We start from the raw sequence: 17,374 nt of genomic DNA, 5'->3' as shown, positions 1-17,374 counted from the left end.
CCACTTTCAGGTAAGCTGCTGACGTGTCGGTGAGTTTCGAGCGGATGCGGCAGGAGTCGCCGGGGATCTTCAGCGAGGCGTGCCCGTCGCGCGTCGTCCTCGACCACGTGATGAGCAAGTGGGGCGTCCTCGTCCTCCTCGCGCTCACCGACGGCACGCGTCGCTGGGGCGAGCTGCGTCGCAGCGTCGACGGCATCAGCGAGAAGATGCTGGCCACGACGCTGCGCACCCTCGCCGCCGACGGGATCGTGGCGCGCACGTCCTACCCCGAGGTCCCGCCCCGCGTCGAGTACTCCCTGACCCCGCGCGGCGTCGAGCTCATGGAGCGGATGACGCCCCTCATGACGTGGATCCAGGCGAACGCCGACGAGATCGTCGCGCGCTGAGCCCCGGCATCCGCGGCCGTGTCAGGATCGAAATCATGACTGTTCTCGGTACCAGCGATCTGACCGTGTTCCCCCTGTCGCTCGGCGGCAACGTCTTCGGCTGGACGGCCGACCGCGACACGTCCTTCGCCGTCCTCGACGCCTTCACCGCCGCAGGCGGCGACTTCATCGACACGGCGGACGTCTACAGCGCGTGGGTCCCCGGCAACTCGGGCGGCGAGAGCGAGCGCATCATCGGCGAGTGGATCGCCTCGCGGCGGCCCGAAGGCGTCGTCGTGGCGACCAAGGTCTCGAAACACCCCGAGTTCCCCGGCCTGTCGGCGGACAACGTGCGCGCGGCCGCCGAGGCATCGCTCGCCCGGCTGGGCGTCGACACCATCGACGTGTACTACGCGCACGCCGAAGACCCCGACACCCCGCTCGAGGAGACCGTCGCCGCCTTCGGCTCCCTCGTCGCCGACGGACTCATCCGCTACCCGGCCGTGTCGAACTTCTCCGTCGAGCGCACCCGCGAGTGGGTACGCCTGGCCCGCGAGCAGGGGGTCGCCGAACCCATCGCGACCCAGCCCGCCTACAACCTCGTCGACCGCGCCGTCGAGCGCGACGTCGTCCCGACGGCGGCCGAGCTCGGGCTGACCGTCGTGCCGTACTACGCCCTCGCGAGCGGATTCCTCACCGGCAAGTACCGCTCCGCCGACACCGCGGGGCAGTCCTCGCCCCGCGCGGGATCGGCGGCGAAGTACGCGACGGCCGACGGGCTCGCGGTGCTCTCCGCCCTCGACGACGTCGCGGCCGCCCACGGCGTCTCGGTCGCCTCCGCCGCCCTCGGGTGGCTGCGGGCGAAGGGCGCCGTCCCGATCGCCTCGGCCTCGCGCGTCGACCAGGTCAAGGGTCTCATCGCCGGCGCGACGCTCGAGCTGGCACCCGACGAGGTCGCCGCGCTCGACGACGCCTCGGCACCGTTCGTCGGCTGACCGACCCGGGACGGATGCCGCCGGTCGCCTAGCCTGGACCGGTGGCATCCGTCCTGAACATCTCCGCCTACCTCTTCACGCCGATCGACGATCCCGCGTCGCTGCGCTCCGAGCTGCAGCAGCGGGTCGACGCGCGCTCGCTGCGCGGCACGATCCTGGTCGCCGAGGAGGGCATCAACCTCTTCCTCGCGGGACCGGCGGAGGACGTCCGCGGGTTCGTCGACGAGCTGCGGGCCGAGGAACGGTTCGCCGCGCTCACGACGAAGGAGAGCTGGTCGGCCGAGCAGCCGTTCCGCAAGATGCTCGTCAAGCACAAGCGCGAGATCATCCGGATGGACCGTCCCGCGATCCGACCGGCGGCCGGACGCGCCCCGGCGGTCGACCCCGTGACGCTCCGACGGTGGCTCGAAACCGGCCGCGACGACGACGGCCGTGAGGTCGTCCTGCTCGACACGCGCAACGCCTTCGAGGTCGACCACGGGACGTTCGCCGGTGCGCTGGACTGGCGCCTGGAGAAGTTCACCGAGTTCCCGGATGCCGCGGCCGCGCACCGCGACGAGCTCGTCGACAAGACCGTCGTGAGCTTCTGCACCGGCGGCATCCGCTGCGAGAAGGCGGCCCTCGTCCTGCGGGAGGACGGCATCGACGCGCGTCAGCTCGACGGCGGCATCCTCGGGTATTTCGAGCACGTCGGCGGCGACGGATTCGACGGCGACTGCTTCGTCTTCGACGAGCGGCGCACCGTCGACGCGCGCCTGCAGCCCACCGGCTGAGCAGCGTCCGAGGCGGGCGCTAGCCTCGACCCATGCACCGGCTCACGAGGGACGAGGCCCGCCGCATCGCGGTGCGCGCGCAGCTGCTCGACGCAGACCGGCCCGGCGACGTCGTCGAGGTCGCCGAGCAGATCGCCGCGATCAAGATCGACCCGACGGCCGTCATCGCCCCCAGCGAGCAGTCGATCTGCTGGTCGCGCATCGGCTGGGCCTACGAGCCGGGGCAGCTGTCGAAGGCGGTCGAGGGGGACCGGCTGCTGTTCGAGTACGACGGGCACTTCCGCCCGGCATCCCTTCTCCCGGCTCTCCGCGCCGTCATGCCGGGGCGCCGCCTCGGCGGTTCGACACGCCAGTACCTCGAGGCCAACGCCGCCTTCCGCGCCGAGATCCTGCGACGCCTCGAGCGGGAGGGACCGCTGCCGGCCTCGGAGATCCCCGACACGAGCGTCGTCCAGGTGAAGAACGAGAGCGGCTGGTATGGCGCGAATCAGGTGCCGCGCATGCTCGAGCTCATGTCGTACCTCGGCGACGTCGCCATCAGCGGGCGGATCGGCCGCCAGCGCGTGTGGGACCTGCCCGACCGTGTCTACGGTGCACGGGATGCCGAGATGGACCCGGCCGACGCCGAGGACGTTCTGGCGGCACGGCGGCTGCAGGCGCTCGGCATCGCGCGCGAGAAGTCGTCGTGGTCGGGTGTCGGCACGGCGGGTGAGCCGGCCGAGGTCGAGGGCAGCGCGTGGCGCTGGCGGGTCGACCCCGAGGCGCTCGCCGCCCGGGGCGATGATCCGGGCGGGCGGGCGGCGATCCTCAACCCGTACGACCGCATGCTGTTCGACCGCCCGCGCCTGACCGAGCTGTTCGAGTTCACCTACGTCCTGGAGCAGTTCAAACCGAAGCATCAGCGGGTCTACGGCTACTTCGCGCATCCGATCCTCGTCGGCGACCGCTTCGTGGGTCTGCTCGACGCGGCGCTCGACAAGAAGAAGGAGAACCTCGTGGTCTCCGCCGTGCACGAGCTCGTCCCCCTGGACGATGACGAGCGCGAGATGGCGCACGCCGAGGTCCGGGACCTCGGCGAGTGGCTCGGGGTCCCGGTCCGCGGACTCGACTGAGTCCGGCGACGCTCAGCGCGCCAGGCGCAGCGTGACCAGCTGGAACGGCGACAGGTCGAGGCGGACCGCGTCGCCGGCGGCATCCCGCAGTGCCGTCGCCGCGATCGGGCGTTCGAGCAGGTCCGTCTGCACGACGCCGGTCGCCCGGAAGCCCGGGACGAGGTGTGCGGTGCGGGTCGAGCCGAGCGCCTCGTAGAGCCGCACGATGACGTCGCCCGACCCGTCGTCGGCGAGCTTGACGGCCTCGACGACGACGCCCGGGTCGTCGAGCTCGAGGAGCGCGTCGACCTCGCGCGCCCCCTGCAGGGGGACGGCCGGGAGGTTCAGTCGCAGCCCTTCCGCGACGGCCGCCGCGACGGTGGCGCCCGGGAGCACGGACAGGCGGAAGGTGTGCGCGCCCTGGTCGGCTTCGGGGTCCGGGAACAGGGGCGCCCGCACGAGGGTGACCCGTGCGACCGTCCGCGCGCCCCCGTCCGAGCCGGGCGCGCGCTGCACGTCGTGGCCGTACATCGCGTCGTTGGCGATCGCCACGCCGTACTCGCCCTCGGCCACGCGGATCCAGCGGTGCGCGACGGTCTCGAACCGGGCGGCATCCCACGTCGTGTTCATGTGGACGGGCCGCGACACGTGGCCGAACTGGATCTCGGACTCCGCGCGCTCGGCCCGCACCCGCAGCGGGAAGGCGATCTTCAGCATCTTCTGCCGCTCGCGCCAGTCGAGCCGCAGCGCCACCTCGAGCGCGCCGGACGCGGGGTCGACGCGGTAGCGCTGCTCGGCCGACGACGACCCGAACCGGCGCCGGACCACGAGCTCGGCCCCGTCGACCGTGATTTCGTCGGCCGCCTCGAGGACGGTCCCGAGCGCGCCGTCCTCGACGTCGATGTTCCACGCGTCCCAGTCCCGCGGGGTGTCGCGGAACAGGTGCAGCGCGCCACCGGGGTGCGCGGGGTCGATGAGCTCGCGGCCCGTGGCGAGGTCGACGGCGCCCACGACGAGTCCTCGCGCGTCGATCGCCCAGTCGAACCGGGGATGCCGGAACCGCCAGCCGTCCCCGTCCGATTCGGGCAGGACGGCGGGAGCGGATGCCGCGGCCCCGACGCCGAGTGCCGGTGCGCCGCCGAGCGCCACCGGCGCGGCGTTGGCCGCGAGCGCCCGCTCGCCCTCGCCTACGAGCGAGCGCAGGGCGGTGTCGATGATCTCCCGCAGCTCGTCCGCGACGCGGGCGTACGTCGCCTCGGCCTCCTGGTGGACCCACGCGATCGAGGTGCCGGGCAGGATGTCGTGGAACTGGTGCAGCAGGACCGTCTGCCACAGGGCGCGCAGCCGCTCGGCGGGGTAGGTCGCGCCGGTGCGGACCGTGTCGAGCGTCGCCCAGAGCTCGGCCGCCCGCAACAGGTGCTCGCTCTCGCGGTTGCCTCGCTTCGTGCGCGCCTGCGCGCTGTAGGTGCCCCGGTGGTACTCGAGGTAGAGCTCCCCGGACCACACCGGCGGCGCCGCGTACTCCGCCTCGGCGTCTGCGAAGAACTGCGCCGGCGAGCCCAGGCGCACCTTGGGGGACCCCTCGAGGTCGGCGGTGCGGCGCGCGGCGGCGATCATCTCGCGGGTGGGTCCGCCGCCGCCGTCGCCCCAGCCGAACGGCACGAGCGAGTGCGTCGCGTGCGCCTTCTCGGCGAACTGACGCTCGGCGCGGGCGAGCTCTGCCGCCGACAGGTCGGAGTTGTACGTGTCGACGGGAGGGAAGTGGGTGAACACGCGGGTGCCGTCGATGCCCTCCCACAGGAACGTGTGGTGCGGCATCCGGTTGGTCTCGTTCCACGAGATCTTCTGCGTGAGGAACCAGCGCGAGCCCGCCGCGGCGATGATCTGGGGGAGCGCGGCCGAGTACCCGAACGAGTCGGGCAGCCAGACCTCGAGCGGCTCGACGCCGAACTCCTCGAGGAAGAACCGCTTGCCCTCGACGAACTGGCGGGCGAGGGCCTCCGATCCCGGCATGTTCGTGTCGGATTCGACCCACATGCCGCCCACGGGCGCGAACCGGCCCTCGGCGACGGCCCGCCGCATCCGCTCGAACAGCTCGGGGTAGTGCTGCTTCATCCACGCGTACTGCTGCGCCGACGACGCCGCGAAGACGAAGTCGTCCTCGGTGCGCATGAGGTCGAGCACGTTCGAGAACGTCCGCGCGACCTTGCGCACGGTCTCGCGGACCGGCCACAGCCAAGCCGAGTCGATGTGGGCGTGCCCCACGGCGGTCAGCTGATGCGAGGTGGCGGATGCCGGGGCGTCGAGCGCGTCGCGCAGTTCGGCGCGCCCCGCGGCGACCGTGCCGGCGACGTCGTCGGGGTCCACCGCGTCGACCGCGCGGCCGAGCGCCGCCAGGACGCGGGCGTGACGGGTGCGGTCGGGGTCGAGCTGCTCGACGAGTCCGCGCAGGGTCCAGATGTCCTGCTGCAGCTCCCACACCGTCTCGTCGAGCAGTCCGAGCTCCAGGCGCCGCAGCCGGTAGACGGGCTCCGTGCCCGCGGTCCGCTTGTCGCCGAGCGGGGTCGCGGCGAAGGTGAACGTCCCGGCGACGCTGGGATTGCCCGCCGCCTCGATCCAGAGGTCGATCTCGTCGCCCTCGACGGGGACGGCGGTGTTGCGCGGCTCGATCGCCTTCACGATCGAGCCGTCGGGGCGGAACACGAGCGCCTCGGCCTGGAACCCCGGACCGGAGCCGTCGAAGCCGAGGTCGACGACGATCTCGGGACGGGTGCCCGGCACGTCTCGCCAGGAGTCGGGCACGCGGCCGGTGACGTGGAACCACACCGTCCCCCACGGCTTGCCCCACTCGGTGCCGACGGCGAACGGCGCGTACTCCTGCCGGATCGCCTCGGCGAAGAGCACGGGCTCGTCGGGGACCTCCCACGCCTCGATCGTCACGGGGGCGGTCTCGCGGTGCAGGGCGGGGGGCAGCCGGTCGCGCACGAGCCGGTCGATGCGCTGCAGGGCCAGGTGGTCGTTGCGGTGCATGCGGATTCCTTGGAGGTCGGTGCGGCGCGGGAGCCGGGACGGGTCAGCCCTTCACGGCGCCCGAGAGGGCGAACGAGCCCCCGAGGCCGCGGGTGACGAGGAGGTAGAGCCCGAGGACGGGGAGCGAGTAGAGCAGGGAGTAGGCGGCCAGGCGTCCGTAGGCGACGGTGCCGTACTGCCCGAAGAAGGCGTAGATCGATACCGCGGCGGGCTGCCAGTCGGGCGTCAGCAGGAGGACGAACGGCACGAAGAAGTTGCCCCAGGCCTGCAGGAAGACGAAGACGAAGACGACGCTCAGGGCGGGGCGCATGAGCGGCACGACGATCGTCCACAGCGCGCGCATCGCGCTCGCCCCGTCGACCCAGGCGGCCTCTTCGAGGCTCACCGGTACCGAGTCCATGAAGTTCTTCGTCATCCACAGCGCCATCGGAAGGGCGCTCGCGGCGAGGAACAGCGCCACCGCCCACGGCTGGTTGATCAGCCGGACCTGCACGAACAGGCTGTAGACGGGCACCATGATCGCGGTGATCGGCAGGCAGCTCGCGAAGAGCACGGAGTAGAGGAACGGCGCGTGGAATCGCGACCGGTACCGCGAGAGCGGGTAGGCGGCGAGGACGGATGCCACGACCGTCACCGCGGCTGCACCCGTCGAGAGCAGCAGGCTGTTCACGAGCGGGCGGAGCGTCAGCTCGGGGGTGAGGACGTCGGCGAAGTTGTCGAGGGTCGGGGCGGTCGGCCACGCCACGCGGTAGGTCGCCGCCGAGTCGATCGAGGCGAGAACGACCCACGCGAGCGGCGCGGCGAACACGATCCCGATGATCACGAGCACGAGGTTCGCCCAGAACCGGGTCGCGCCGCGGCGCGGCGAGGCGACGCTGGGCGCACGGGGGGTGCGCCGGGTCGCGGTGGTGACGGTCGCGGTGGCGCTGGTCACGCGACACCCCCTCGGCGCCGCAGCGACACGACGTAGGCGATCGAGAAGACGGCGCCCAGGGCGAGCATGACGATCGCGATCGCGTTGCCGTACCCGATGTCGCCGAACGAGAAGGCCTCGCTGTAGGCGAGCACGGGGAGGGTGCGCGAGAGGTCGCCCGGGCCGCCCTTGGTCATGACCCAGATGAGGGTGAACACCGACAGGGTCTGCAGCGTCGTGAGCAGCAGGTTCGTGAAGATCGTCCCCGAGATCATCGGCAGCGTGATGTAGCGCAGCCGCTGCCACGTGCCGGCGCCGTCGATCATCGCCGACTCGGTGACCTCGGGCGGCACGTCGTCGAGCGCCGCGCGGTAGATCATCATCGAGAACGCGGTGCCCCGCCAGGTGTTCGCGAGGATGACCGCCAGCAGCGGCAGGGCGTAGAGCCAGTTGGGGCCCTCGATCCCGACGAGCGACAGCGCGCCGTTGAGCGTCCCGTCCGCGGAGAGGAACGCGTAGCCCACGAAGGCCGCCACGATCTCGGGCAAGACCCAGGCCGTGACCACCAGGACGCCCACCGTGCCCGCGACGACTCTGCTGCCGGCGCGGAACAGGACGGCGAGCAGCAGCCCGAGGATGTTCTGCCCGACGATGGCCGAGCCGATGACGAAGACGACGGTCAGCAGGACCGACAGCGGCAGCACCGGATCGGTGAACAGCCGGGCGTAGTTGTCGAGGCCGATGAACTCCGGCTTCGCAGCCCCGACTCCCGTCAGGGCGCGGTCGGTGAAGGACCCGACCGTCGCCCACACGATGGGGCCGGCCAGGAAGACGAGGAGGAGGCCGACGGCGGGGACGAGCGGCAGCGCGCGCGACGGGGAGAGGCGCATGTCGACCCGACCGTGGCCGCGGCGGCGGGGCGACGCGCGGCGGTCCTGCTGCGGCGCGAGCGTCGTGCTCACGGGGTCATCCGGTGGTGACCCCGTCGTCGCCGACGATCTCGCGGACGGCGTCGTCGTAGGCGGCGGCTGCTTCGGCGGGCGACTGCTGTCCCGTGATGACCGCCTCCGTGGCCTGCTGCGCCGCGACCGAGATCTTGGGGTAGTCGCTGTTCGCGGGTCGGAAGTGCGTCACCGAGACGGCATCCGTCACAGCGCCGACGAACGGGTTGGCCTCGAGATACGTCGGGTCCTCGGCGACGTCGGTGCGGACGGCGATCTGCGCGTTGTTGATCGCGTACCAGAGCGCGTTCTCCTTGTTGAGGACCGTCGTCATGAAGTCGAAGGCGAGGTCGGGAACGTCCGTCTGCGCCGATGCCGCGAGGGTCCACCCGCCCGACATGCTGACGCCGCCGGGCGCCTGTCCGTCCTGCGTCGGGAAGAGGGCGACCCCCATCGTGTCGGTGTACTCGGGCCACGGGTACTGACCGCCCTCGGCCCAGAACGACGGGGTGTACGAGCCCTCGACGGTCGCCCCGAGGGTGCCCTTCGGGAACCACTCGCCGAAGACGGCCTGCCACACGTTCGGGTCGAGGGCCTGGTCGGCGCTCACGGCGTAGCCCTCGTCGTAGAGGGTCTGCAGGAACGTCAGCGAGTCGATGAAGCCCTGCGATCCGACGACCCACTTGCCCGCGTCGTCGTCGTACAGGCCGGTGCCCTCGCCGGTGCCGTAGAGCAGCTCGTAGAAGCTCTGCATCACGGTGCCCTCGCCGGTCCCGGTGCCCGCGTACATGTTGAACGGCACGACGTCCGGCTGGCTCTCCTTGATCGCGGCGGCCGTGGCGAGGATGTCGTCCCAGCTCTCGGGCTGCCAGGGCGTGGCGACCCCGGCCTTCTCGAGGACGTCCTTGTTGTACCAGATGACCCGCGTGTCGGTGCCGAGCGGCAGGGCGTAGGTCCCGCCGTCCTCACCCTTGCCGGCGTTCCGGCCGGCCTCGTCGAACATCTCCCAGTCGGCCCAGTCGGCGAGCTTGTCGTCGAGCTTCAGGAGGTAGCCGGCCTCGGCGTCGCTGCGGACGGTGAAGGTGTCCTCGTAGAAGACGTCGGGGGCGGTGTCGGGCGAGGCGAGCGAGAGCTGCAACCGGGTCTTGTAGTCGTCGTCCGTGGCGGTGATCGGCTGCAGGTCGACGGTGATCCCCTCGTGGGATGCCTCGAACTCCTCCTTCGCCGTCTTCATCAGGGTGTCGAGCACCTCGAACGAGGCGGTCTTCGCGTAGACGACCGTGACGGTGTCACCGTTGCTTTCGCCTTCCTCAGCGGAGCACCCGCCGAGGAGGAGGACGGCAGCGGTCGCTGCGGCGATGGATGTGACGACGGTGCGAGCTCTCACGGTGCCCCCTTGCTCCGGATCGTGGCGTCCACGCGCAACGACGGGACACGGTAAGTCAAACCGATGGACATAGCGGAGTCAAGACGCCTCGCGGCGTCGGGCGCCGGGCTCACGCAGACGGCACCAGAAGCGAGGTCGGCCGGGGCGTCAGGGCCTCGTCGAGGATGAGGCACGCGGCGCCGATCGCCCCGACATCCGACCCGAGTGCGGTGCCCGCGATCGAGAGGGGATGGACCCCGCGTGCGACGCGCATCTCGTCGAGGAGCGGGGGGATCGCCTCGGTGAAGGTCGGTCCGACGCGGTCCCAGAGCGGACCGCCCATGACGATGCGGTCGACGTCGAGCAGGTTGGAGACGACGGCGAGGGCGCGGGCGACGTGCACCGTGCACCGCTGCAGCAGGTCGCGGGCGCGCTCATCGCCGTCCTCGGCCATGTGGACGAGCCGGGTGAGCGCGGCATCCACCCGCGTCGGGTCGTCGCTTTCGCGGTCCGCCTCGAGCACGCCGCGGCGCTCGGCCTCCTCGACGAGGGGGAGCGGCGCGCACGTGACCGCGATGCATCCGCGCAGTCCGCACGCGCACGACGGACCCTCGGGGTCGACGACGATGTGCCCGATCTCGCCGGCGTTGCCCGACCCGCCGCGGACGACCTCGTCGCCGACGACGAGTCCCACGCCGAGTCCGGTGCCGAGGTACAGGAACGCGAAGTTCGGGGCCCCACCGGGAGCGGCGACCCACTTCTCGGCGACGGCCGCCGCCGTCACGTCCTTGTCGAGCACGACTGCCAGCCCGGTGGCCTCGGCGATCGCGTCGCGGAGGGGGACGCGGTCCCAGCCGAGCAGGTTGGGCGGGTCGACGACGATGCCGCGGTCGGCGTCGATCGGTCCGGGCGCGGCGATCCCGAGGCCGACGATCCGGCTGCGGTCGATCCCCGACTCGGACAGCACGGCTTGGATGTCCTCGATGAGGACGGCCACCGTGTCGGCCGGGTCCTGTGCGCGCGGCGTGGCGCGGGCGTGGCGGGCGACGACCTCGCCGTCGATCGACAGGACGACGACCGTGATGAGTCCGGGATCCAGGTGGACGCCGACGGCGTAGCGGCTGCTTCCGACCAGTCGCAGGGTCGTACGCGGCTTGCCGCGCCCCGAGCTCGTGCGGCCGGCCTCCTCGACGATCCCCGCATCCAGCAGGCGCTGGACGATGTTGGACACGGTCTGTGCGGACAGCCCGGTGGCGTCGGCGAGCTCGACGCGGCTGTGTCCGTGGGCCCGGCGGATCTGGTCCAGGACGACAGCCTCGTTGTAACCACCGACGCTGGGTTGATTGGCGCCGCGTCTGGCCATGGATGAACCTGCTTTGCTCCGGGGGTGCGGTGGCTTGAGCGTAGCGCGCCGCGTCCACGGCGGCGATCCGACGCCGCCGCTACATTCGAGGCATGGCATCTCCCACCGCGCTCCCTGCCCGCACGCTCGACGACGGCGCCGTCCTGCGCGCTGCGGCGCCCGGCGACGAGGCCGGCATCCTCGCCGCGATCCACGCGCTCGCCGTGTACGAGCGCGAGCCGGATGCCGTCCGCACGACGACGGACGATCTCACCGCCAACCTGTTCGGCGACGATCCGAAGGCCTTCGCCCACGTCGTCGAGCGGGACGGGGGGATCCGCGCGATCGCCGTGTGGTTCCTCACCTACTCGACCTGGACCGGACGCCACGGCATCTGGCTCGAGGACCTCTTCGTCGATGAAGCGGACCGGGGCCGCGGGTACGGTACGGCGCTGCTGTCCTCCCTGGCCGCCGTCGCACTGGAGCGTGGCTATCCGCGACTGGAGTGGACGGTGCTCGACTGGAACGCGCCCGCCGTCGGCTTCTAACGGTCCATCGGCGCCGAGGCCATGGACGAGTGGACGACGCAGCGGATGACGGGCGACGCGCTCGCCGCCCTGGCGCGGCGCTGACCGCGACGCGTTCGCCGACTCAGCTCAGCGGCGAGATCGTGACCGGCTCGCCGAGGCCCGACAGCTGCTGCGTCAGCGTCGCCGTCCGCCCGAGGAATCCGGTGGTCGACTCCGCCGCGACGGGACGGAAGTCCTCCGTCAGCCACAGCGTGTAGGCGTCGATCGGGATGCCGTACCAGTCGTACGCCGCCGTGCTCTCCAGGCGGTAGGCCTCGACGGACCCGTCGGGCGTCTCGACCGGCTCGGGCGCAGGCGAGACCGACCAGGTGTCGCCGCCGCCGATGAGGTCGCCGATGAAACCCGGGTCCGAGAAGACGCGGTACGCCTCCGCCGCGGCTCCGGCTGCCTGTTCGGTGGGATCGGCGGAGTCCGGATCGGCGACGACGGGCCCGTCGCCCTCGTCGATGAGCATGTCGCCGTCGAGGAAGCTGATGGCCACCGGCCCGCCGCCGGTCTCGAGGTCGCCACGGAACTCGAACATCGGGTCGTAGTGGTACGAGATCTCTCCGGCGAGCTCGTCGCCGGAGATGGTGAGCGTGCCGGTGTCGTAGCGCACGAGGACCGCCTGCAGGCACGGGCCGAGGTCCGACCCGGCGACCGTCCCGGAGGCGAGGTCGAGCGTCTCGCACTCGACGGGCGTCTCGACGACGGGCGCGCCGGCCGTCGCGTCGGGGGTGGGGGACGCGGAGGCGGGCGGTGCCGCAGATGCGGATGCCGACGCGGTCGGGGACGTGCTCGGGGCGGGGGTCTCGTCGGCCGAGCACCCCGCGAGGGCGAGCACGGCGGTCGCGGCGAGCAGGGGCAGGGCGGGGGTGCGCACGATGCGGCTCCTTGCGGGGGACGGGTCGGCAGTCGCGGACGAGCCTATCGCCGCTTCTATCCGTTCCTCCGTCGCTCGTGCAAGCCCCTGGAGAGGACGAACGCATCGGGAGCACGATGGGCGGCACGATCACGACGAGAGGAAAACCGTGGCCAGCATCATCGAGACCGTCGATGTCAGTGTGCCGGTGTCCACCGCGTACAACCAGTGGACCCAGTTCGAGTCCTTCCCGCACTTCCTGAGCTACGTCGAGTCGATCACGCAGATCGACGACACGACGAACCGCTGGAAGGTGAAGATCGGCGGCGTGGAGCGCGAGTTCACCGCGCACATCACCGAGCAGCATCCCGACGAGCGTGTCGCGTGGAAGAGCGTCGACGAGGATCACGCCGGGGTCGTCACCTTCCACCGGCTGAGCGACACCGAGACGCGCGTCACGGTGCAGCTCGACTGGAAGCCCGAGGGCTTCGTCGAGACCGTCGGCGCCGCCATCGGCATCGACGACCACGCGGTCAAGAAGGATCTGCAGAAGTTCAAAGAGTTCATCGAGTCCCGCGGCGCTGAGACCGGTGCCTGGCGAGGCGACGTGGGGTGAGCGGACGGCCCGTCCTTCCGCTCGCGGCGGCCCGGTGGTGCATTCCACCGGGCCGCCGTGGCACGGTGGAGGCATGACCACCCTCTCCGTCGAAGGCCGCGCTCGCCGCCTTCGCGAACTCCACGCCGCCCCCGAGATCCTTCGTGTCGTCAACGTGTGGGACGTCGTCTCGGCCAAGGCCGTCCTCGCCCTCCCGGACACCCGCGCGATCGCGACGGCCGGGCACTCGATCGCGGCATCCTTCGGCTACGACGACGGCACGATCCCGCTGGAGACCACCCTCGACATGGTGGGGCGCATCGTCGCCGTCGCCGGCGACATCCCCGTCACCGCCGACCTCGACGACGGCTACGACGACACCGGCGACACCACCCGCCGTGCCATCGGGGCGGGCATCGTGGGCGCCAACATGGAGGACCGGCTGCGCCCGTTCGACGAGTCGGTCGCGCGCGTCGCGACCGTCGTCGCCGCCGCCGAGGCGGAGGGTGTGCCCTTCGCCCTGAACGCCCGCACCGACGCGTTCGTCCGCGGCGGCGGCCGCCCCGTCGAGGAGTCGATCGCCGACGCGATCGCGCGCGGACGCGCCTACCTCGACGCCGGCGCCGACGTCGTCTTCGTGCCGGGGGTCCTCGACGCCGAGACCACCTCCCGCCTCGTGGAGGGCATCGGCCGGATCAGCGTCATCGGGCTGCCCGGCGCCCTCACCGCCGGCGCGTACGAGAAGCTCGGCGTCGCCCGCATCTCCTACGGCCCCCTGACCCAGCGCGTCGCGCTGACCGCGTTCCAGGACGTCGCGGCCGATCTCTACCGCGACGGGGTGATCCCCGAGAGCACCCGCGCCCTGAACTGACGACGGATGCCGCGCCCCGCGCGCGGGCCGGACGACCCCCGCGTGGTAGGCTCTCCCGTTGGAAGCGTGTCCGAGCGGCCGAAGGAGCATGGCTGGAATCCATGTAGGCGGGGTAACTCGTCTCGCAGGTTCAAATCCTGTCGCTTCCGCCACAACGAAGCCCCGCACCCGAGTGGTGCGGGGCTTCGGCGTTCCCGCCGGGGCGGCTCAGCGGCGCACCGGTGTCTCCTCGGCGAACGTCGACCCCGGGCGGATGACCAGCGATCGCGGCAGGAGGCGCGCGATCCGACGCCGCCGCGCCGCGACGGCCGAGTACAGCCCGGCGCGGACGGCGGCGGCATCCGTCGCCATCGCCGCGCCCTCGTCGCCGAACGATCCCGGCGGGGCGTAGCTGGCGCGTTCGACCGCGTCGACGAGTCGCTCGACGGCGTCGGCGGGGGCGCCGTGGTGACGACGCAGGCGGGAGCCGAACGCGCGGGGCGACTCGGAGTCGGGCACCGGGATGCCGAGATCGATCGCGGCGTCCTGCACGAGACGCCAGGCCGCCACCGCGCTGCCGCCCCGGGCCTGCGCGGCGCGGCGACGGGTGACCGTGGCGCTCACGAGGGCCGGCAGGGCCAGCACGACGAGGATCGCCGCGACGATGCCGACGACGGGGAGTGCTTGCGTGACCGAGGCGGTCGAGGTGGGCGTGGTGCCGGCGGTGGGGTCGTCCTCGGGCCGCGGTGCCGCCGAGGCACTCGAGGTCGGCTGCGGCGTCGAGCTCGCCGTCGGTTCGGGTTCGGGCTCGTTCGAGCCGTCGTCGTCGGAGGCGAACCGCTGCGCGGTGCCGAGGCTCTTCGTCGGCTCGAACCCGACCCAGCCGATGCCCTCGAAGAAGACCTCCGGCCAGGCGTGCAGCTGCGCCGTCGTCGCCTGGTAGACCCGTTCGTCGTCGACGACGTCGCCCGTGGCGAGGCCCGGGAGGAACCCCACGACGACCCGCGAGGGCATGTCGAGCGACCGGGCCATGAGGGCGAACGCCGAGGCGAAGTGCACGCAGTAGCCCGATCGCACCTGCAGGAACCGCGAGACGGCCTCGACACCCGGTCCGTCGAACCCGTCCTCGACAGGCGCCTCGAGCGAGTAGTCGAACTCCGGTCCGCGGAACCAGGACTGCAGCGCCAGCAGCCGGTCGTAGTCGGTGCCGGCGTCGGCGGTCACCTCGGCGGCGAGGGCGCCGATGTCGTCGGGCGTCTCGGCCGGGAGTCCCCGCGCGTCGTCGGGGCCGCCGCGCGCCTGGGCGGCGCGGGCCTGCTCGATCGTGGGCGCGGGGCTGCGGGTCACGACGTCGAAACGCTGACCGCGCGCCGCCGAGGAGGGGGACACGACCGTGCCGTTCTCCGCCGCGATGCGCCAGGTGCCGCTCAGGCCCTCGAACGACACCGCATCGGCCGGGACGGGAAGCTGCGCCGAGGACAGGTCGAGCACCTCGACGGTCCGCGACGATTCCACGATCTCGATGCCCTCCGCGGCGGAGTCGTCGGGCTCCCACTCCTCGACGGGCACGGTGCGGGCGCGGTCGGGACGCCACGACCCGCCCTCGAGCTCGGTGAGGGTGGCGACCCGCAGGTACGAGGGTCCGCCGCTCGCACTCCACTGGCGCACGACGGGGACCTCGGCCGGGCGCCGCAGATCGTCGCCGAGGTTGAGGCTCGCGTCGATCCTCGTGCCGCCGCCGAACCCGCCCGCGGGGGCGACGGCCGTCGGCAGGACGGGCGCGACGATGACGGCGATGACGACAGCGGATGCCGCGATCACGGCGGCCACGCCGCCGACACCGCCCCGGGGTGCGGCGGGCTGCAGCGCGCGGTGCCGCGCGCGCGTCTCGGTGCGCATGAGCCACAGGAGCGCGAGGGCGAGGAGCGCGAACGCCCACAGGTCGACCGCGCGGGGGACGGCGATCGTCGGGATGAGCCAGACGGCGATCAGTGCGATACCGCCGAGGAGCGGCATCCGCGCCGTCAGGACGACGTGGTCGAGCGCGATGGTCAGCACTCCGACGGCGCCGACGATGAGGAACGTCAGCGACGCCGAGGCCTCGAGGGGCGCGACGCCGACGGCGATGTCGGAGCTCGCGATCTCGAGCAGCCGCGGCACCCGCGCGAACGCCTCACCGGACGGGATCACGAGCAGCCACGCGACGTCGGAGAAGAACACCGCCGTCATGATCGCCGTCCACAGCGCCAGGAGGGCGAGGGTGACGACGCCGGCCACGAGCCGGAGGCGCCGCAGGAGGTAGCCGGCGCCGAGGAGGAGGGCCGAGAGCACGAAGGCGAGCGCCGCCCATGCACCGCCGGCGATCACCGAGAACAGCGGGATGAGCGCCGCGACGATCGCCAGGAGCAGCGCGATCGTCGACGGACCGTCGTGGCGGGGCCGTTCCGCCTCGATCCGGTCAGTCGACATGACCGCGGCCTTCGGGGAACCCCGCCATGCCCGACCAGAGGGTGTCGATCTCGTCCTCGGGTTCGAGCCGGTGGACGCGCCAGCCGCCGTCGCGGGCGATGCGCATCGCCTCGGCGGACCCGCCGAGCGCGAACAGCACCGGGAGGCTGCTGTGGGTGACGATCGGAAGGAGGGCCGCGGCATCCTCCGCGTCGATCTCGCCGGTCGCGACGACCACGGGACCGAGGGTCGTCCCGGCGAACAGCGTCGAGAGGGTGCGGAGGTTCCCGTCCCGTCGCGCGGTGAGCGTGGCGAAACCCGTCGTGAGCGCCTCAAGCGCCGTCGTGTCGCCGCCCTCGAGCGGCTCGGCGATCTCCGAGCCGTCCACGTCGACGATCGTCACGCTGTACCCCTCCTGCACGAAGCGGTGCGCGGCCGAGACCACGATCGAGACGGCCGCCTCGAAGCCCGCGTCCTCGCCGGGGGAGCGCAGGGCATCGCCGCTCCACCGCGTCACACTCCGGTCGAAGACGATCACGGCCTCCGGGTTCGACTCGCGCTCCTCCTGACGCACCATCAGCTCACCGCGGTGCGCGCTGGCGCGCCAGTGGATGCGGCGCATCGAGTCGCCGGGCGCGTACACGCGCGGGATGAGGTTGTCGGCGCCCTGCCCGAGCTTGTCGGTGACGGACTGCATCGTGCCCCCGGCGGCTCCCGGGAGTTCCTCGAAGGCCTCGAGCGGAACGACGGCGGGCGCGATGGTCAGAGGGACGGTGCCGCCGAGCTGCTGACGCCGCCGGCTCAGTCCGAACGCATCGGTCGTCTCGACGACGAGGGGGCCGATGGGGCGCACGCCCCGGCGCCGGGCCTGCACCCGGTACGAGATGTCGACGCTGTGCCCGCCCGAGACGAGACCCGACCGCAGCGCGGGGTAGACGCCGCTCGGTTCGCCGTCGACGCCGCGGGGCAGTCGGTCCCGCCACGTGCCCACCGCCGTCGGGAGGACGGTGCGCGCCTCGACGTGGGCGCGGACGTCGACGTCGCCCCCGACGCTCGCCACGGCGGGCGCGAACGAGCGGCGCACGCCGTCGTCGCGGTGTCCCAGCCACAGCGACGCGAACGAGACGCCCACCGCCGCCAGCAGCAGCACGCCGAAGAAGACGAGCGCCGGCACGGAGAAGATCTGGGCGCACACGAACGAAGCGAGTCCGACCAGGACCGCTCCTGTTCCCCG

At 72.3% G+C, this 17,374-nt stretch carries 14 protein-coding genes, 1 tRNA gene and 1 pseudogene; 8 read left to right on the top strand and 8 right to left on the bottom strand.

What is annotated here, in order from left to right; translation table 11 throughout:
• Positions 1-23 precede the first annotated feature (23 nt).
• The 4 genes from Q9S71_RS01235 to Q9S71_RS01220 are packed head-to-tail and all read left to right on the top strand — an operon-like array spanning position 24 to position 3,245.
• Complete coding sequence (locus tag Q9S71_RS01235; RefSeq protein ID WP_082886173.1) at positions 24-386, top strand: winged helix-turn-helix transcriptional regulator; 363 nt, start codon at positions 24-26, stop codon at positions 384-386.
• 35 nt (positions 387-421) lie between these two features.
• Positions 422-1,360: an aldo/keto reductase gene (locus Q9S71_RS01230; protein WP_311860092.1), complete on the top strand. Its 939-nt coding sequence runs from the start codon at positions 422-424 to the stop codon at positions 1,358-1,360.
• Between the two features lie 41 nt (positions 1,361-1,401).
• Positions 1,402-2,133 carry a sulfurtransferase gene (locus Q9S71_RS01225; protein WP_311860091.1) on the top strand — a complete coding sequence of 244 codons (732 nt, stop codon included), beginning with the start codon at positions 1,402-1,404 and terminating at the stop codon, positions 2,131-2,133.
• Positions 2,134-2,165: 32 nt separating this feature from the next.
• A complete protein-coding gene (locus Q9S71_RS01220; RefSeq protein ID WP_311860090.1) occupies positions 2,166-3,245 on the top strand; it encodes a DNA glycosylase AlkZ-like family protein in 1,080 nt (359 codons plus the stop codon).
• 12 nt (positions 3,246-3,257) lie between these two features.
• On the opposite strand, the gene Q9S71_RS01215 is transcribed toward Q9S71_RS01220, so the two are convergent.
• The 5 genes from Q9S71_RS01215 to Q9S71_RS01195 all read right to left on the bottom strand — a co-directional run bounded on the left by Q9S71_RS01215 (position 3,258) and on the right by Q9S71_RS01195 (position 10,837).
• Positions 3,258-6,254 (bottom strand): alpha-mannosidase, encoded by a 2,997-nt coding sequence (locus Q9S71_RS01215; RefSeq protein WP_311860089.1) that lies wholly within the window; start codon positions 6,252-6,254, stop codon positions 3,258-3,260.
• Between the two features lie 43 nt (positions 6,255-6,297).
• A complete protein-coding gene (locus Q9S71_RS01210; RefSeq protein WP_311860088.1) occupies positions 6,298-7,188 on the bottom strand; it encodes a carbohydrate ABC transporter permease in 891 nt (296 codons plus the stop codon).
• Positions 7,185-8,129 (bottom strand): carbohydrate ABC transporter permease, encoded by a 945-nt coding sequence (locus Q9S71_RS01205; RefSeq protein ID WP_311860087.1) that lies wholly within the window; start codon positions 8,127-8,129, stop codon positions 7,185-7,187. Before Q9S71_RS01205 ends, Q9S71_RS01210 begins: the two co-directional genes overlap by 4 nt.
• A 4-nt stretch (positions 8,130-8,133) precedes the next feature.
• On the bottom strand, positions 8,134-9,495 hold the full coding sequence (locus Q9S71_RS01200) for an extracellular solute-binding protein (RefSeq protein ID WP_311860086.1): 1,362 nt from the start codon (positions 9,493-9,495) through the stop codon (positions 8,134-8,136).
• 109 nt (positions 9,496-9,604) lie between these two features.
• Positions 9,605-10,837, bottom strand: coding sequence for an ROK family transcriptional regulator (locus Q9S71_RS01195; RefSeq protein WP_311860085.1), 1,233 nt, complete (start codon positions 10,835-10,837; stop codon positions 9,605-9,607).
• Between the two features lie 92 nt (positions 10,838-10,929).
• Between Q9S71_RS01195 and Q9S71_RS01190 the strand changes: the two are divergent.
• Positions 10,930-11,448 (top strand): annotated as a pseudogene (locus Q9S71_RS01190) (N-acetyltransferase family protein).
• Between the two features lie 19 nt (positions 11,449-11,467).
• Here the strand turns inward: Q9S71_RS01190 and Q9S71_RS01185 are convergent.
• Positions 11,468-12,268, bottom strand: coding sequence for a hypothetical protein (locus Q9S71_RS01185; RefSeq protein ID WP_311860084.1), 801 nt, complete (start codon positions 12,266-12,268; stop codon positions 11,468-11,470).
• 148 nt (positions 12,269-12,416) lie between these two features.
• Between Q9S71_RS01185 and Q9S71_RS01180 the strand changes: the two genes are divergently transcribed.
• The 3 genes from Q9S71_RS01180 to Q9S71_RS01170 all read left to right on the top strand — a co-directional run bounded on the left by Q9S71_RS01180 (position 12,417) and on the right by Q9S71_RS01170 (position 13,865).
• On the top strand, positions 12,417-12,863 hold the full coding sequence (locus Q9S71_RS01180) for an SRPBCC family protein (RefSeq protein ID WP_064003028.1): 447 nt from the start codon (positions 12,417-12,419) through the stop codon (positions 12,861-12,863).
• A gap of 73 nt (positions 12,864-12,936) precedes the next feature.
• Positions 12,937-13,713: an isocitrate lyase/PEP mutase family protein gene (locus tag Q9S71_RS01175; RefSeq protein ID WP_311860083.1), complete on the top strand. Its 777-nt coding sequence runs from the start codon at positions 12,937-12,939 to the stop codon at positions 13,711-13,713.
• Between the two features lie 60 nt (positions 13,714-13,773).
• A tRNA-Ser gene (locus Q9S71_RS01170) sits at positions 13,774-13,865 on the top strand.
• 55 nt (positions 13,866-13,920) lie between these two features.
• Here the strand turns inward: Q9S71_RS01170 and Q9S71_RS01165 are convergent.
• Both Q9S71_RS01165 and Q9S71_RS01160 read right to left on the bottom strand, forming a co-directional pair.
• Positions 13,921-16,161: a transglutaminase TgpA family protein gene (locus Q9S71_RS01165; RefSeq protein ID WP_311860082.1), complete on the bottom strand. Its 2,241-nt coding sequence runs from the start codon at positions 16,159-16,161 to the stop codon at positions 13,921-13,923.
• The gene (locus tag Q9S71_RS01160; RefSeq protein WP_311860081.1) at positions 16,151-17,335 is read right to left on the bottom strand and encodes a DUF58 domain-containing protein; all 1,185 of its coding nucleotides are present in this window, start codon (positions 17,333-17,335) and stop codon (positions 16,151-16,153) included. Before Q9S71_RS01160 ends, Q9S71_RS01165 begins: the two co-directional genes overlap by 11 nt.
• Positions 17,336-17,374: the final 39 nt, after the last annotated feature.

Origin of the sequence: Microbacterium gawkjiense (assembly GCF_031932225.1) — a bacterium.
GTDB lineage: Bacteria > Actinomycetota > Actinomycetes > Actinomycetales > Microbacteriaceae > Microbacterium > Microbacterium gawkjiense.
Note: the sequence above shows the minus strand (reverse complement) of the source record. Positions and strands in the feature narration are given on the sequence as shown.

Coding starts and splice junctions, on each gene's coding strand:
- Q9S71_RS01195 (WP_311860085.1), bottom strand. CDS start 10,837: ATGGCCAGACGCGGCGCCAATCAACCCAGCGTCGGTGGTTACAACGAG.
- Q9S71_RS01165 (WP_311860082.1), bottom strand. CDS start 16,161: ATGTCGACTGACCGGATCGAGGCGGAACGGCCCCGCCACGACGGTCCG.
- Q9S71_RS01175 (WP_311860083.1), top strand. CDS start 12,937: ATGACCACCCTCTCCGTCGAAGGCCGCGCTCGCCGCCTTCGCGAACTC.
- Q9S71_RS01230 (WP_311860092.1), top strand. CDS start 422: ATGACTGTTCTCGGTACCAGCGATCTGACCGTGTTCCCCCTGTCGCTC.
- Q9S71_RS01220 (WP_311860090.1), top strand. CDS start 2,166: ATGCACCGGCTCACGAGGGACGAGGCCCGCCGCATCGCGGTGCGCGCG.
- Q9S71_RS01215 (WP_311860089.1), bottom strand. CDS start 6,254: ATGCACCGCAACGACCACCTGGCCCTGCAGCGCATCGACCGGCTCGTG.